Annotated in this window: 15 protein-coding genes; 7 read left to right on the top strand and 8 right to left on the bottom strand. The window is 50.1% G+C overall.

Features of this window, described 5'->3' with window-relative positions; all coding sequences use genetic code 11:
• Positions 1–25 precede the first annotated feature (25 nt).
• The 4 genes from ACTJJJ_RS27020 to ACTJJJ_RS27005 are packed head-to-tail and all read right to left on the bottom strand — an operon-like array spanning position 26 to position 3,116.
• Positions 26–820: a heme ABC transporter ATP-binding protein gene (locus tag ACTJJJ_RS27020; RefSeq protein WP_440703587.1), complete on the bottom strand. Its 795-nt coding sequence runs from the start codon at positions 818–820 to the stop codon at positions 26–28.
• Positions 817–1,923 (bottom strand): FecCD family ABC transporter permease, encoded by a 1,107-nt coding sequence (locus ACTJJJ_RS27015; protein WP_440703586.1) that lies wholly within the window; start codon positions 1,921–1,923, stop codon positions 817–819. Before ACTJJJ_RS27015 ends, ACTJJJ_RS27020 begins: the two co-directional genes overlap by 4 nt.
• A 6-nt stretch (positions 1,924–1,929) precedes the next feature.
• Positions 1,930–2,760: a heme/hemin ABC transporter substrate-binding protein gene (locus ACTJJJ_RS27010; RefSeq protein WP_440703585.1), complete on the bottom strand. Its 831-nt coding sequence runs from the start codon at positions 2,758–2,760 to the stop codon at positions 1,930–1,932.
• Between the two features lie 8 nt (positions 2,761–2,768).
• Complete coding sequence (locus tag ACTJJJ_RS27005) at positions 2,769–3,116, bottom strand: DUF6686 family protein (RefSeq protein ID WP_440703584.1); 348 nt, start codon at positions 3,114–3,116, stop codon at positions 2,769–2,771.
• A gap of 213 nt (positions 3,117–3,329) precedes the next feature.
• On the opposite strand from ACTJJJ_RS27005, the gene dctA reads away from it, so the two are divergent.
• The 6 genes from dctA (at position 3,330) to ACTJJJ_RS26975 (ending at position 10,658) form a co-directional block, all read left to right on the top strand.
• A complete protein-coding gene (gene dctA, locus ACTJJJ_RS27000) occupies positions 3,330–4,601 on the top strand; it encodes a C4-dicarboxylate transporter DctA (protein ID WP_440703583.1) in 1,272 nt (423 codons plus the stop codon).
• Between the two features lie 33 nt (positions 4,602–4,634).
• A complete protein-coding gene (locus ACTJJJ_RS26995; RefSeq protein WP_440703582.1) occupies positions 4,635–6,368 on the top strand; it encodes a M3 family oligoendopeptidase in 1,734 nt (577 codons plus the stop codon).
• A 77-nt stretch (positions 6,369–6,445) separates the two neighbouring features.
• Positions 6,446–6,700, top strand: coding sequence for a hypothetical protein (locus tag ACTJJJ_RS26990; RefSeq protein WP_188938581.1), 255 nt, complete (start codon positions 6,446–6,448; stop codon positions 6,698–6,700).
• A 240-nt stretch (positions 6,701–6,940) separates the two neighbouring features.
• Positions 6,941–8,017, top strand: a complete 1,077-nt coding sequence (locus ACTJJJ_RS26985; protein WP_188938580.1) for an NAD-dependent epimerase/dehydratase family protein — start codon at positions 6,941–6,943, stop codon at positions 8,015–8,017.
• A gap of 54 nt (positions 8,018–8,071) precedes the next feature.
• Complete coding sequence (locus ACTJJJ_RS26980; protein ID WP_188938579.1) at positions 8,072–9,019, top strand: glycosyltransferase; 948 nt, start codon at positions 8,072–8,074, stop codon at positions 9,017–9,019.
• Positions 9,020–9,023: 4 nt separating this feature from the next.
• Positions 9,024–10,658, top strand: coding sequence for a hypothetical protein (locus tag ACTJJJ_RS26975; RefSeq protein ID WP_440703581.1), 1,635 nt, complete (start codon positions 9,024–9,026; stop codon positions 10,656–10,658).
• On the opposite strand, the gene ACTJJJ_RS26970 is transcribed toward ACTJJJ_RS26975, so the two are convergent.
• The 4 genes from ACTJJJ_RS26970 to ACTJJJ_RS26955 all read right to left on the bottom strand — a co-directional run bounded on the left by ACTJJJ_RS26970 (position 10,650) and on the right by ACTJJJ_RS26955 (position 15,465).
• A complete protein-coding gene (locus ACTJJJ_RS26970; protein WP_188938577.1) occupies positions 10,650–11,093 on the bottom strand; it encodes an RrF2 family transcriptional regulator in 444 nt (147 codons plus the stop codon). The two genes, ACTJJJ_RS26975 and ACTJJJ_RS26970, sit on opposite strands and share 9 nt — an antisense overlap.
• Before the next feature lie 71 nt (positions 11,094–11,164).
• Entirely contained in the window at positions 11,165–13,570 is a 2,406-nt protein-coding gene (locus ACTJJJ_RS26965) for a 3-hydroxyacyl-CoA dehydrogenase/enoyl-CoA hydratase family protein (protein ID WP_440703580.1), read from the bottom strand.
• 36 nt (positions 13,571–13,606) lie between these two features.
• The gene (locus ACTJJJ_RS26960; protein WP_188938575.1) at positions 13,607–14,074 is read right to left on the bottom strand and encodes a MarR family winged helix-turn-helix transcriptional regulator; all 468 of its coding nucleotides are present in this window, start codon (positions 14,072–14,074) and stop codon (positions 13,607–13,609) included.
• 143 nt (positions 14,075–14,217) lie between these two features.
• A complete protein-coding gene (locus ACTJJJ_RS26955) occupies positions 14,218–15,465 on the bottom strand; it encodes a TlpA disulfide reductase family protein (RefSeq protein ID WP_440703579.1) in 1,248 nt (415 codons plus the stop codon).
• 140 nt (positions 15,466–15,605) lie between these two features.
• On the opposite strand from ACTJJJ_RS26955, the gene rsmH reads away from it, so the two are divergent.
• On the top strand, positions 15,606–16,523 hold the full coding sequence (gene rsmH, locus ACTJJJ_RS26950; RefSeq protein ID WP_426292283.1) for a 16S rRNA (cytosine(1402)-N(4))-methyltransferase RsmH: 918 nt from the start codon (positions 15,606–15,608) through the stop codon (positions 16,521–16,523).
• The last annotated feature ends 8 nt before the right edge of the window (positions 16,524–16,531 follow it).

The following is a 16,531-nucleotide window of genomic DNA, read 5'->3' as shown; positions in this document are numbered from 1 at the left end:
CTTGTTAGTATTAAGTAGTTATGAATCAGGGTATATGGTAAACAGGCGCTACGTTCGGCACAATTACCGGGTAGGGCGTCATTTCAGGCTGGATAATCTGCACCGGCAACCCGAATGCTTCCTGGATAGTCTGCTCGGTGAGCACACTTTCAGGCGGTCCGATGGCATGTGTGCACCCGTTTTTCAGCATCAGTACACGGTCGGCATATTGTAACGCCTCGTTCAGGTCGTGTATCACGGCAATTACGGCGAGATTTTTGCGGGTAAGCTCTTTTGCCAGTTGAAAAGTCTCGTACTGGTGCAAAAGATCCATTCCCGTGGTCGGTTCGTCGAGAAGCAGGAGCCCGTTTTCAATCTCCCATACCTGCGCGAGCGCACGCGCGAGCTGCACGCGCTGCTGCTCGCCACCGGAGAGCGTCGGGTACAACCGACTTTTCAAATGACCTATACCAACCTTTTTTAGGCATTTATCTACGATCGCCAGGTCGCGCTGCGCAGGGTCGGCGTCATAAAAGGGGTAACGGCCCATCAGCACAATCTCCTGCGAGGTAAACGAAAGCGTAATGTTATTTTGCTGAGCCAATACCGCCCGTTTTTTGGCGAGCTCTTTCAGTTTGTATTTCCGAAGGTCGCGGTCATGGAAAAGTACCGAGCCTGAAGTAGTGCCCAGTTCGGCAGAAAGCACTTTAATCAATGTGGATTTTCCAGCACCATTAGCGCCCACAATCGCCCAGAATTCACCGGATTTGGCAGAAAAGCTGACATCTTCAAGCAATTTTCTGCCCCGTACCTCAAAACCGGCGTTGCGTACATGGATCATAGCCGTTTCCGTTTTTGTTCCCACAAAATATATATGAAGAACGGGGTGCCGAGCATCGCCGTGAGAATGCCGATCGGGAGTTCCGACGGCGCTGCGATGGTGCGGGAGAGGGTGTCGGCCAATGTAAGTACAATGGCCCCTGAAAGTGCCGATCCGATGATCAGTGTCCGGTGATTGGGTCCGAACAACGTGCGTATAATGTGCGGTACCACCAGTCCGACAAAGCCGATTGTCCCCGCAACGGCCACTGAAGCGCCTACGCCTATGGTCGCGAGGATGATCACCTTTTGCTTCAACGATCTCATATTCACGCCGAGGCTGGCCGCCTGGCTTTCGCCGAGCACAAGCAGGTTCAGTGCCTTGGAAAGGTAGGGCATGAAAATGAGTGAAATGGCTACGAATGGTGCCACGGCTATTACCGACGTCCAGCTGGCCCCGCCGAGGCTGCCGAGATTCCAGAAAGTAATGCTCCGAAGCTGGGCGTCGTCGGCGAGGTAGGTCATCAGGCCCGTCATCGCGCCCACGAACGCGTTGATGGCGATCCCGCAAAGCAATAATGTGGTCACCCCGCCCTCTCCGGTGACTTTGGAAAGCTGGTATACCAATAATGTGGTGCAGGCTGCGCCGAGGAAAGCGACAAACGAAATGCTGTACGCGCCGGCGAGCTCGTTCAGCATTCCGAAATATCTAACGTTGAGCATAATGACGAAAACGGCAAAAAGGGACGCGCCGGAAGTGACGCCAATGAGCGTGGCGTCGGCAATGGGGTTGCGGAAAAGTCCCTGCAACGACGCGCCTGCGATGCCCAATGCGGCGCCGATGAGCACGGCGAGGCATACGCGGGGCAACCGGATGATCCAGAAAACAATCGATTTCTGTTCCTCGACCCCCGTTTCGGCAATCCAGCCGAGTTTGAACGCGATGATTTGCCAAAGTTCGCTTACCGAAATGGGCAAAGCGCCTGTGCAGGCGGAGAAAATAACGCAGGCCAGTAGGACCAAGCCCAATATCCACACCATCTTGCCCGTTGAGGAAGGCAAAAAGTGTTTCTGGAAGGTTTCCTCCCTTGTCGTTTCCAGCTCGTTTAAAGTTTCTGTCAGCATTGCCCGTTACTTTACTTTTAGGGAAAGTTCAATAGCCGCTTTGCCAAGCCGGGGCCCGAAACCGGTTAGGAGCTGGCCGTCCATGGCCACAATCTTTCGGTTTCTTCCGGCATTGGTACTCGCCACGCCCGGTACTTTCAGGAGGCCGTCCATGCCTTCGAGACTTTCGAGGCCACTGGAAAACAGTACGAGCACATCCGGGTTGGCGGTAATGAGCGATTCGGCAGTAAGTGGTTTGAAATCAGTAAAGCCGCTTACTGCATTCTTGTGACCGGTCAATGCAAACATTTTGTCCAGTGAAGTGCCGCTGCCTGAAACCATCAGCGTGCCTGTTCCGCGTGCGTAGATGAAGAGTAATTTTTTCGGATTGGCCGGCGCGGGGATTTTCGCCAGGTCGGCCTGTAATGCTTTGACCATTTTCTCGGCCTGTGCATGGGCATTGAAATAAGCCCCGACCTCACGGATGAGCCGGATAGTGCCCTCTTTGGAATATTCATGCTTGAATGCGACCAGTTTTTTGCCGCTGCTATTGAGTTGCTTCACGACTGCTGGCGAAAGCATGCTCTGGTCGGTGTAAACGATCACGTCGGGGTTCAATGCGAGAATACCCTCGGCCGCAATGCTGCGGTTATGCCCGATCTTCGGAAGTTTTTCCAGAGAGGCGGGGTAGGTACTCGTCACATCCACGCCTACGATCTGTTTTTCGAGACCAAGCCCGACCAGGATTTCACTCAATGTCCCGTTCGCGGACACGATCCGGAGTGCTTTCGCATTACCGGTCCCAGCCGTGAAAAGGGTTAGTATTAAACTGATATAGAATCTCGGAATGGGCTGCATTTCAGGTTTTACTTTTTAAAGGAAAATATTTTATCCACTTCCAAAACCAGCAGCGCTTCCTGGAACATCGTCCTGATCTCCTCCAACTCGGTATCGTCGAAAGAGAGCATGAAGTTCGGGATGGGCGATGGTAACAAATGGGTTTTGCCGTTGGGAAGTGCTTCGCCGAGGTCATGGAGGTGGTATTGATCATACAAAATGGATTGAAAACCCCTCAAACCGTCCTCTGTAAATACAAAAAGCACGTTACCATAGGCGAAATTGAAATGCGTGCAGCAATTACACTGTCCGATGTAGCCTTTGCCCGTGTGGCTCAAAATCCGTAATGAGTTGTATGAATGCGAATCCTCTTGCATAGCCTCTTGATGATCATGGATATTAATGCCAGGCATTTATCTGAGGCAAATATATGGTATTAATTTAGACCAAGTATAAATAGATATTAAAAATTTACTTCTGCCTTCCCGGAATCGTCTGCCAGACTTCTTATTATTGTAAATTGATAGGTTGCCCAACTGATTGTGGGTGACACCCGATACGAACTGTTTCATTCCTATATCTGAACGCCGTTGAAAAAGCTTGTTACCAATCTGACCTTCTGGGTCCTGACGGCCATTACCGCAGGCGCATTGCTCGGTCATTATTTGCCCGACCAGGCGGTTGAAATGAAATTTCTGGGCGAAGGTTTCATTTCGGTAGTGAAGCTTTTTATCAATCCGATCATCTTCCTGACCATCACGCTGGGCATCGTCGGAATGGGCGACCTGAAAAAGGTGGGCAAGGTAGGCGCCAAAGCATTGCTCTATTTCGAAGTGGTAACGACCCTCGCTCTTGTCGTGGGGATTATTGTCGCCAACATCATCCGTCCGGGCGAAGGCGTGGTTACCGATTCACTACAAAAAGGGGATATTTCCAAATATGCCGGCAAAGCACACGATTTCAGCTGGCTGCAATTTTTCTTCGACAATGTGACGTTGCAGGTTTTGCTTTTTGCGCTCGTATTCGGTTCGGTACTGAGCCGTATTGAAGCCAAACAGCGGATTATCGACGGGTTGAATTTTGTGTCCACATATGTTTTCAAAGCCCTGCACCTCGTCATGATTTTCGCGCCCATCGGTGCATTCGGCGGCATGGCGTTCACCATTGGTAAATATGGTATTGACACCCTGTTACCGCTCGCAAAGCTCATGGGTACCGTGTATGCGACGATGGCGGTATTCATTTTTGGAGTTTTAGGATTGATTTTGCGGACTTACAAAATTAGCCTGTGGCGTTTTTTGAAATACATCCGTGAAGAACTGCTGATCGTGCTCGGGACCTCCTCTTCCGAAGCAGGGTTGCCTTCATTAATGGATAAATTACAGAGAATGGGCTGCTCCAAACCGGTAGTAGGGCTCGTGGTACCGGCAGGATATTCCTTCAACCTCGACGGGACGACCATTTACCTCTCAATGGCGACCATCTTCCTCGCGCAGGTTTTCAATGTGCATTTGAATATAGGCCAGATATTTTCGCTGATCGGCATTCTGATGGTCACTTCAAAAGGTGCCGCGGGTGTGACAGGCAGCGGTTTCGTCGTCCTGGCCTCGACATTGACGGCCATTAAAGTAATCCCGGTCGAAGGATTGGCACTTCTTCTCGGTGTCGACCGTTTCATGTCCGAAGCCCGCGCGATCACCAATTTCATCGGCAACGGCGTCGCCACCATTTGGCTCGCGAATAATGAAAAAGAGTTTGATCGCAGTAAAATGGAATACGCGTTTAATAATATTCAGGAGACGGAGAATGTAGTGACGGATAATTTGAGTGATGTGATGCAGCCGGAACAGACGAAATTGTAATTTAATTTGAGTTTTTAACAAAGTACCTTTTATATGTCCAATCAGAAAACACTTCATATACCGAGCCGGGCGAAGCGGCCTTTTATTGGCGAAGAATTTGATTTGAAGAAATGGGATGATGTTCAGCCTTTCTTCGAAAATTTGAAAAACAGGGAAATCAACTCGTTGGAAGATTTGAAACAGTGGTTCTCCGACCGCAGCGAGATTGAATCCTACCTCTCCGAAAATTTTGCATGGCGCTACATCCGCCAAACTTGCGATACAGCCAATACCGGCCTGATCAATGCATTGCAATTTTTTATCACGGAAATCCAGCCGAAACTGGCGGAATATGGCAATGCGCTCGATAAGAAAATTGTCGAGAACCCGTTCCTCGGCGAGCTGACCGAGCCCGGTTTCACAGTCACGTTGCGGGGCATGAAAAAGGCGATCGAGATTTTCCGTGAAGAAAATATCCCGGTAATCACCGAAATGCAGACCGAAGAGCGCAAATATGGCGCTATCGCCGGTGCTATGACCGTCACGCTCGATGGCGAGGAGATGACATTGCAGCGTGCCGCCGACCGCCTGCAGTCTACCGACCGCAATGTGCGGGAGGAGGCCTGGCGTGCCATTAGCGGACGCCGTTATGAAGATCACGGCAAGCTGGACGATCTGCTGAACAAACTCGTCGCCCTGCGCGATACCGTAGGCCGTAATGCCGGTTTCAGCAACTACCGCGATTATATGTTTGCGGCAATGGGCCGTTTCGATTACACCCCGCAGGACTGTTTCAATTTTCACGGCTCGGTGAAAAAGGCGGTTGTGCCTATTTTGAATGAAATGGCAGCGGAACGGAAAGCTGCATTGCAGGTAAGCGAGCTCCGTCCGTGGGATACGAAGGTTGATCCCAAAGGATTGGCGCCTTTGAAGCCATTTGAAACGGGCGAAGAGCTTTTGGACAAAACAATCCGTGCTTTCTCACGCCTGGATCCGTTCCTGGGCGATTGCCTGCGCATTATGAAAACCATGAAGCACCTCGACCTGGAATCACGGAAGGGCAAGGCGCCGGGTGGTTATAACTATCCGCTCGACGAAATCGGTGTACCGTTTATCTTCATGAACGCGACTTCGAACCTGCGCGACATGGTTACGCTCCTGCACGAGGGTGGGCACGCGGTACATTCGCTCGTGACGCGCGACCTGACGCTGAATTCGTTCAAGCACACGCCTTCGGAAGTGGCGGAACTGGCCTCCATGTCGATGGAGCTGATCACGATGGATTTCTGGGATGAGTTCTTTGAAAATGAAGAAGATTTGAAACGCGCCAAGATCACGCACCTGGAATCGATCATCGAAACGCTCCCCTGGGTGGCGACGGTGGATAAGTTCCAGCATTGGATGTACGAAAACCCGCAGCACACACCGGAGCAGCGCACCGAGGCGTGGACGGGCATTTACGAGGAATTTACGGATTCGGTCATGGACTGGTCGGGATTGGAAAACTTCAAAAAGTACTTGTGGCAGCGCCAGTTGCACATTTATGAAGTGCCGTTCTATTATATTGAATACGGTATCGCGCAGCTCGGGGCGATCGGTGTTTGGAAAAACTACCGCCAGGATCCGGCGAAAGGCCTGAAAGGCTACCTGGACGCGTTGAAATTGGGCTATACCGCTACCATCGGCGAAATTTACCAGGCGGCCAACATTCCGTTCGATTTCTCGGAGCGGCATATTGCTGAGCTGATGCAGTTTGTACGGGATGAACTGGCCGAATTAAAAAAATAATATTTCAACGGCCCGCAATTTGGTGGTTATGAAATTGGCGGCTATTTTTGCGCACAATACTATGAACGATCAAAGAAATGAAATTCAATAAAATAGTTGCTTTTGTTGCGTGTGTGGTGCTTCTTTCTTCTTGCGAATACCAACGGTTCAACCGCAAGGACCAGAAAGACGTGAATGCCGGTAACGAGTGGGTATATGGCGTAAGCCCTGATTCCCTGCCACGTCAGATGTCATTCAAGTATGATGCGAAGCCTGAGCTGGATGCCCGCGTAAACGATATCCGTGCGAAACTTTACGGTGGTAAAATTCCTAGCTCGCTGGTAAAAGAATAGCGACCATTCATTGAGAAAATATACGAGATATCCCCACGAAATGGGGATATCTTTTTTTTGCGCCGTTTTCTCTGTTATTGAACAATTTTAATATCGGGTTACGCGTATTATCCTTCTGGATTCTGCCCATTGACTAAGTGAAGTTGTGACGATTGAACATTTTTAATTTACTTTACGTATTCGAGGCAGGGCGAAGCCAAATTTTTAGAAAGAAATAAGCGATTAAAAAGTATTCAAAACATGAACATAGCTTTGGTCACCGGCTCTGCCGGACTAATTGGAAGTGAATCGGTTGCTTTTTTGGCTGGCAAGTTTGATCTGGTCATCGGAGTCGATAATAACCTTCGCCAATACTTCTTCGGCGCGGACGGAAATACCGAATGGAACCGGAACCGTATCGAAGAGGCGTTTGGCAACTATAAACACTATTCGGCGGACATTCGCGAGGTGAGCCAGCTCGAACCCATTTTCAAAGAGTACGGAACGGACATCAAAATGATCGTCCACGCGGCAGCGCAGCCAAGCCACGACTGGGCGGCTCGCGAGCCGTTCACCGACTTCGGCGTGAATGCGGTTGGTACATTGAATATGCTGGAAATGACCCGCTTGCACGCACCCGAGGCAGTGTTCATTTTCACTTCTACCAACAAGGTTTACGGGGATAACCCCAATTACCTGCCATTGGTAGAGCTAGAAACCCGCTGGGAAATCGACGAGAACCACCCGTATTTCGAAAACGGTATCGACGAAAGCCACAGCATCGATCATACGAAACACTCGATTTTCGGGGCTTCCAAAGTCGCTGCCGACATTATGGTGCAGGAATATGGCCGCTATTTCGGTATGAAAACGGCTGTTTTCCGCGGAGGATGCCTTACAGGCCCTAACCACTCCGGTGCGCAGTTGCACGGCTTCCTGGCTTACCTGATGAAATGTGCCATTACCGGAACACATTACACGATTTTCGGTTACAAAGGCAAGCAGGTTCGCGATAATATCCACAGCCACGACCTGGTGAACATGTTCTGGCATTATTACCAAAACCCGCGCCCGGGCGAAGTTTACAACGCCGGCGGTGGCCGTTTTGCTAACTGCTCGATGCTCGAAGCCATCGCATTGTGTGAGCAGATTACCGGAAACAAACTTTCTTACTCTTATTCGGAAACCAACCGCATTGGTGACCACATCTGGTATGTAAGCGACCTTTCGAAATTCAAGTCGCATTACCCGGATTGGAACTGGGAATACGGCCTGACGGAAACGCTCACGCAAATCCACGACGGGATCTCTTCCCGACTAGGAGTAAAAACGGTATAAATTACATCTAAAGCCTCCGGAATAACCTCCCGGAGGCTTTCGTAACTCTCTCCCATGCCAGAAAATTACGTCATTATTATACCCCAATTCAATGACTGGGAGGCGCTGAATCTGCTGATAGAAAAGATTAATGCGGATTTAGATACCCCGATCCTTCAAAATACTACGCTGCTCATCGTGGACGACTGCTCCTCCCGCCTGCGAACCGAGCCATTTGCTGCGTTTGGCGGCAAGGAGCTGAAAGTGTTGCGGCTATACCGTAACCTCGGACACCAAAAAGCGATTGCGATCGGATTGTCGTACGCAGCGGAACATATGCAGACCGACAAGGTGATTGTGATGGACGCGGATGGAGAAGATGCACCGGCGGACATTAATAAGTTGGCAGCCAGATCGATCGAGGAGCCCGGTAAAATTATCTTTGCAGAGCGTAACAAGCGCACCGAAGGCATTTTGTTCCGGTCCTTTTATGTGATTTACAAATACATTTTCAAACTGCTCACAGGCAAGGTGATTACTTTCGGGAATTTCAGCCTTGTACCACAAAGCCGTTTGCAAAACCTGGTACGCGTGTCTGAAATCTGGAACAACTATCCGGGAGGCATTATCAAATCGCGGATACCCTACGATTCGGTACTCACGAACCGCGCTAAAAGGCTCGCGGGAGAGAGCAAAATGAACTTCGTTTCGCTGGTATTGCACGGTTTGAGCGCTATTTCGGTGATGGTCGATACCACAGCGGTCCGTATCCTGATATTCTCGATATTCATGTCGGGCATCGCCATTGCTTTCATATTCTTCATTCTTTTCCTGAAACTAATCGGGAATGCAACGCCAGGGTGGGCGTCGACATTAGGCAGCACACTGATGATCCTCATGCTGCAATCTTTCCTGATTTCGCTATTTCTGGTGTTTATGGTGCTGCAATATCGCTCGCAGCAACATTTTATCCCCGCCGTTCATTACCGCGATTTCGTCGAGAAAGTAGAGTCTTTTAGCTAGTCGTATGATCAGTTTTGATAATTCTCCTCCTGTATACTGGCTTATAGGCTACTTATTGGCGGGTTTTGTCATTCTTGCTTCACAATACAAATCAGTATCGACCCGCACGTACCTGCTGACGGGCGTCATACTGATCGTGTTCATGCGCTTGCCGGTGATCGTTTTCAACCGCGAGCTCAACCAGGACGAGAGCCAGATGCTCAGTCACGCGATCACACTTTTTCAGGATCCGGTTTACTGGCGGTCGGTGGATGGGACCACGATAGGCCCCCTTGACAATTATCTGCTTGTTATTCCAAAATTATTTGGTTTTCAGCTCGATTACAGCTCTGCCCGCTTTATGGGGCTGCTATGTGTAGCTGGCGCATGGCTTTTGCTTTTTTCTTCCATTAAAAACTGGTTCGGAACAGCTATCGCCCGGCGCATTTCCATTGTACCACTGCTTTTCGTGGCATTCACGCAGGAAATCGATTTTGTGCATTATTCGAGCGAGCAGCTTCCGGTGTTGCTGCTTGCCTACTGCGTCTGGCAACTTTCGCGCCTCGATCCTAAAATGGCACCGGCAACGTCCGGGCTCTATTTTCTGGGTTTGGCAGCGGGAGCCGTACCGTTCGGTAAGCTGCAAGCCATACCGCTCGTCGCGGTGCTCGTATTGTCGGCGTTTCGGATCGTTTTCCAGCGTTTTCAGCGGTATAATGAATGGAAATCTGCCATTGCATTGATCCTCGGCGGACTCACCATACCACTGTTTTTTCTCGCATTCACACTGTTCTTCGGTGTGTTCGACGATTTTATCGATTTTTACCTGCTGGGCAATGCCATTTATGCAGGTGGAGCGGGCTTTCTGGACATTCCTTCGCAGTTCTTCAAAATCATCGCATTATCCACCGACTTTCAGTTTTTCAGTCTGGCCTTAATAGTTCCGATGGTCATTGGACTGGTCAGGATAGTAAGGCTCCACCTGCCTGGTAAAATGGATTTCCATGTGCCGTTTACGATTATCCTTCTGATTCTGGCCAGCATTTACGCGGTTACCAAGTCGGGCAATGATTTTATACATTATCTTAATTTCTGCATTATTCCCTGGACATTACTGGCTGCTTACGGGCTGTCGGCAGTTGAAACCTGGTCGTTTGCATTTCCGGCAGTGATAATGCTCTGGTTTGGCGGCTACGATGCGCTCCATTTTGTAAAAGAGCGGCGGCTGAATGCCTTCGACTCTGTGGGCAAGACCAGGTTGCAGGAGAGCCCGGTAGTGACTGAAATCCTGAAAAGGAGGAAGGAAAGCGATTATATGGTGGTATGGGGCTGGAACTGTTCCTATTATGTAGAGGCGCAACTGGCGCAAGGCACCGCTGAAAATCACTCAGAGCGCTCGATTTTCGAGCATCCGATGCGCGATACTTATCGCAAGCGCTACCTATCGGACCTCGGGCGGACGCAGCCTGCATTTGTGCTGGACGCCGTTGGCAAGAACAGCCATTGGGTACAGGACAAAAAAACTCAGGGCATCGAAAGCTACCCTGAGTTGAATCAATATATCCGTAATCATTACACTTTGCTCGGCGAATACGACGATGTGCGGTTGTATGTTCGCAACGATCGCATGGCGGTTCCCCGGGCGGCGACTCTACGATAGAATGTCGGTCGAGGCGGTGCTTTCGGCCTGCAACAGATCACTCAGCGTCGTTTTGTCCAGTACCGCGAGGTTGGCATCTCTCCATCTTTCCAGCACAGTACGCAGGCTGCAAGTCTCTTCATCCTTGCAATCATCGCATTTGCCATAGAAAAACATCGAAACGCAAAGCGCGGGTGCAATAGGGCCGTCGATAATCCGCAGCACCTTGGAAAAGTTTACTTCCGCAGGCGGGACGCGCAACAGGTAGCCGCCGCCTTTGCCCTTCTGGCTTTGAAGCACGCCGTTATTTCGGAGGTCGAGCAGGATCGCTTCGAGAAATTTTTTCGGAATCTTCTCTTTTTCAGCGATATAAGAGATCAGTACCGGTCCCTTTCCATATTGTTCCGCCAGAACTTTGAGGGCCTTCAGAGCGTATTTAGCTTTTTTCGAAATCATTGTTGATCAATGTACTTTTGGGTCAGCAAGCGTAAAGATGAAACATAATTTGGTGAAACAATAATTCCCGATCAGTTTCTGGGTGGTTTTCCGCCGTTCAAAAGCCCCTGCATTCTTTCCAGCGTCTTTTTCTCGCCGCATAGCGAAAGAAATGCTTCCCGTTCGAGGTCGATCAGGTATTGTTCCGAAACCAGTTGCGGATAGCTCAAATCACCGCCATTGATCACATATGCCAGTTTACCTGCGATTTTAGCATCGTGGTCGCTGATGTAATTGGCAAGGCGCATTTGGGTAATGCCTGCCAGAAACAATGCAATGCCTGTTTTGCCCTGTACTTTAATGTCGAAACGCGGCTTGGGCTGGGTATAGCCATTTTCAGCCAGGTCAACCGCCGCCTGTTTTGCTTCCGCGATTAACCGGGACCGGTTCAGTACGATCTGGTCTTTTTCTTGCAGATAATTCATCGCTTTCGCCTCATGCGCGGATGTGGATACCTTCGCCTGCGCGATATTCATGAATGCATTCTGCAAAATGTTCAGCTCCGGATCACCCGCCTGGTACATGTCCGAGCAGCGCAGTGCCATTTCCTTGGTACCGCCGCCGGCTGGGATCAATCCTACGCCAAATTCAACTAACCCAATATAGGTTTCCGCATGCGCAACCACTTTATCCGCATGTAATGTGAGCTCGCAGCCGCCCCCGAGCGCGAGGGTATGAGGCGCCACCACCACCGGAATCGACGAATACCGAGCCCGCATCATGGTTTGCTGGAACTGCGAAATAACGAGGTTAATCTCATCGAACTCCTGCTCAATGGCGTACATGAACAACATCGCCAGGTTAGCCCCGGCAGAAAATGCCTCTGCGGCCTCATTGCCGATCACCAGTCCGCGAAAATCCTTCTCCGCAATGCTGATACCTTTTTGTATGCCCTCGATTACCTCCGCGCCCATCGTATTCATTTTCGATTTGAATTCGAGGTTCAGAATGCCATCGCCAATGTCGTAGAGGTTTGCGCCGGCGTTTTTCCAGAGAATATTGTTGGATAAATTGCTGAGTAAAATGAAGCTGTCCTGCCCCGGGATACGCTTGTAAGATTTGGAAGGAATATCATAATACAACCGCTTGCCATTCTCTACCTTATAAAAAGCCTCATTTCCGCCTGCCAGCATTTCATACACCCATTCGGCTGGTTTCAGATCCAGCGATTCCATGATCGCCAGCATGTTTTTAACACCAATGGCATCCCAGGTTTCGAAAAGGCCATATTGCCAGCCAAAACCTGCCGTAATCGCCTGGTCGATCCGGAATATTTCGTCCGAAATCTCAGGAATGCGGAATGTGGCGTATTTGAAGACATCGGCAAATGTTTTTCTGTAAAAATCACCGGCTTTGTCCTTCCCTGCTACCAGCGCGCCGAAACGTTTGTACACGTCGCTAATGGCTTTGGTACCTTCCAACGTTTCGAATTTCACTTTGCCGGACGGGACATATTCCAGCGTTTTGAAATCCAGCGCCAGAATCACCGACTTGCCTTTCTCGTCTTTGATTTTTTTATAAAAACCCTGACCCGTCTTATCGCCCAGCCATTTATTGTCAAACAGCTTTTGCATGATTTCGGGCAACACAAATGCATCGCGGGACTCATCTTTGCCTTCTCCGGAAGCATACAAATTGTTCGCCACATGCACCGTGGTATCGAGCCCTACCACATCCGAAAGGCGGTAAGTGCCTGATTTCGGGCGTCCGGCTACGGGGCCGGTCAGTTTATCTACTTCATCCACCGTGAGTCCCATTTCTTCGGCCACGCGGATGGTTTGTATCAATGCGTAAATGCCGAGCCTGTTGGCAATAAAGCCCGGCGTGTCCTTGCAGAGCACCGTGGTTTTACCCAAAAACAATTCGCCGTAATGCATCAGGAAATCGACTACGCCCTGGTCGGTATCGGCAGTAGGAATGATTTCCAGCAGGCGCAGGTAGCGCGGCGGGTTGAAGAAGTGCGTTCCGGCGAAATTTTTGCGGAAATCCTCGCTCCGGCCCTCGGCCATTAAATGGATCGGGATACCCGAAGTGTTGGAAGTTATCAGCGTGCCGGGCTTGCGGAGCGCGTCCACCTTCTCGTAAAGGCTTCTTTTAATATCCAGCCTTTCAACCACGACCTCTATTACCCAATCGTAATTTTTGATATCGGCCAGGTTGTCGTCGAAATTGCCGAGTTTGATCCGCGACGCGAACGCGGGACTGTACAACGACGCCGGCGTCGCTTTGAGCGTAGCCTGGAACGAATCATTCACGATCCGGTTGCGAAATGCAGGGTGATCGGTGGTAATGCCTTTGGCCTTTTCGGCATCGTTGAGGTCTTTCGGTACAATGTCGAGCAGGAGCACTTCTACACTTATATTGGCAAAATGACAAGCAATGCGCGAGCCCATAATGCCTGAACCAAGAACAGCTACTTTACGAATGGAACGATTCATTTCTACTAAGGTTGGTTTTCAGGATTTGATTGATGATTATTCCAGGTCCCCGGCGATTTCCCCGGCTTTGAGCTTCTGGTTTTCTTCCTCCACCAATCGGTTTATATCTTTAATGACATCAAAAAACACGACCAGCTTATCGAGCGGTATTTTGTCGCGGACCATTGTATTAAACGAAATCACACCCTCGCGTGCGAGTTCGCGTTTTTCTTTGCCAAGCTCGGTCAGCACAATGCGGACGAAACGCTTGTCGTCTTTACTCACTTCCCGGCGGATCAGGCCTTTTTCTTCGAGATTTTTGAGCATCCGCACAAGGCTGCGCGGCTCCATGCCAAGTAATGGCGCTATTTTTGTAGCCGGCGTGCCGTGTTCGATGTCGATATTCAGCAGGACATACCCGACGGCCATTGTCGTGTCAAAACGGGCGGCATAGGCATTGTACATCCTCGAAATGGAATGCCACGCCCACTTAATCTGGAAATCAATTGTTTTTTCCTTACGCATCGTTTCAAAAGCTATTGGTATCAGGAATGCCCCTATCACAAATGTAAGCAATGTGATGAGTATTATGCAAGCATACTAATTTGTGGCCAATAAAAAACACACCGCCCCGGAAGGTGACGGTGTGTTTCTATCTCTTTTTGCAATTATTTCTCGCTGATCAGCTTGTCCATTAAGGTATTGAAGTCGGTCACGAACTCGTCGTAATAATGGCCGGTGCCGGGGCCGTTGAAACCGGTGTGGATCTCCCGGACTTTACCGTGCTTGTCGATAAAAATGGTAGTCGGGTAGGACATCACCTTGTTCAGCATCGGCAACGCCTTTGCAGTGGAAGCGTCGGAGCTGGTGCCGGCAAGTACCACCGGGTAGTCAATTCCAAAGCGGCTTACCATCCGGTCGATTTTAGGGTTTGCGATCTCCGGCTTGTCGTTCCGCTCGAATGAGAGTCCAACGATCTCGACGCCACGGTTTTTGTTCTTTTTGTACCACGGAGCGAGGTAATTGGTCTCATCCATACAGTTCGGGCACCACGAGCCCATAATCTGGATAATGACGGGCTTGCCTGCAAAACGTGGGTCTTGCAATGACCAGGTTTTGCCTTTGGTGTCTTGTAATGAGAAGTCGACGCTTTCAAAGCCTGGTTTAAGGAATGTCATTTTGGTAGCATCGGGCAGCTTGGCGTTTGCATCGGGTTTCGCAGTCCAGGTTTTAAATGCCTTTACGCCCGACCACTGGTTGCCTTTCAATGAGCCATCGGGCTGGAAACCTGCTTTGAAAAGCATAGCGAAAGAACCGTCGAAAGTGGACAAAAAGAGGCTGTCGCCATTTACACTGCCTGTCAGGAAGCGGTAATCACCGGTTGGGGTCAAAAACGAGCCGGTTACGTCGGTACCCTGCTGCGTGAAGTTCCCAACGGCAATAGTTTCGTCGCCGGTTGCGGGGTTTTTAAATGTAGTGGCCCATTTACCGCTCACATTGCGGCTACTTCTGGCCTCGCCTTTCTTGAAAAACTTATAATTTTCCCCCTGCTCCGCTTCGAAAGGCAATGAACCTGACACCGCTCCGTTGGCATAGCGATAGTAGGTGCCTTTCAATTCATCGCCGGTCGATTTGGCGACGATCTTGGCGTCGAACATCATCATGGGGATCACGAGTGAGTCGTTCTGGAAATAGCTGCTGTCCATTTTGAGCTTTTCCGTTCCGTTAATGATATGCACAGTGAGCGTTTTGCCGTCCGGGTTTTGCGAAATATCAAGTATCAGGGGCAGTTTCTGCTTATCCCGGCTCAACGTCGCGCGCCAGATGCCCGACTTTACGGGAGTGTCAGCGAATGCATTGGAATTGATGGACAGGATAAAAAATGAAAGTATTCCAAACAATAACAGGAGTCTCATATTCAATTTGCTGGTGTTTAATACGATGTGTGGTGCTGAAATTAATTCCCCGCGCGGGCGTGATTCCTACGCTTGAAAATTACTAAGTTTGTAACTGCCGCTTTGCCGGAAATAGTTCCTCAGTACATTGCTTTTAACAAATGGATTCGCCTAGTACCTACCACGTTCCCGTCATGTTGTCCGAGTGTCTGGAAGGCCTTCAAATACAGCCTGATGGCATTTATGTCGACGTTACTTTCGGTGGCGGCGGGCATTCCAGGGCCATTCTGGAAAAACTTACGACTGGCCGGCTGCTGGTGTTCGATCAGGACCCGGACGCCGTAGCCAATGCGCTGGAATTCAAGGACGACGACCGGTTTACATTCATCCCGGCCAATTTCAGGCACCTCAAACGGTATTTGAAACTCAATAAAGCGCCGCAGGTGAACGGCATCCTGGCCGATCTGGGCGTTTCGTCGCACCAGATCAACACGCCCGAGCGGGGGTTTTCTACCCGTTTTGACGCCGACCTGGACATGCGCATGAACCCGAATATCGAAAAAACGGCCCGTGAGGTGCTCAAAACACGTTCGGCAGCGGAATTGCAACGCATTCTGGGGATGTACGGAGAAGTTACCAACGCCCGCACTGCCGCGGAGGCAATCATCGCAGCCCGATACAATTCGCAAATCGAAACCGTTAATGATCTGAAAGGTATTCTTATGCGCTACGCGCCGAAGCACCGCGAGAATAAGTATTTCGCGCAGGTGTTCCAGGCATTGCGGATCGAGGTGAATGACGAATTGGCGGTATTGGAAGAGTTTCTCACGCAGGTACCCGAAGTGCTCGCGCCTGATGGGAGGCTTGTGGTGATGTCGTACCATTCGCTGGAAGACAGGCTGGTGAAAAATTATATTCAGAAAGGGAAGTTTTACGGAGAGGTCGAAAAGGACTTTTATGGGAACGAGATCAAGCCGCTGAAAAGCGTGACACGTAAACCCATCGAAGCGACTGCGGAAGAGGTAGCCGTGAATCCGCGCGCCCGGAGCGCCAAATTGCGGATTGCGGAAAAGGCGTAATTTGAAAC

It is taken from the genome of Dyadobacter sp. 22481 (assembly GCF_052044875.1).
In the GTDB taxonomy this organism is placed as follows: domain Bacteria; phylum Bacteroidota; class Bacteroidia; order Cytophagales; family Spirosomataceae; genus Dyadobacter; species Dyadobacter endophyticus.
Note: the sequence above shows the minus strand (reverse complement) of the source record. Positions and strands in the feature narration are given on the sequence as shown.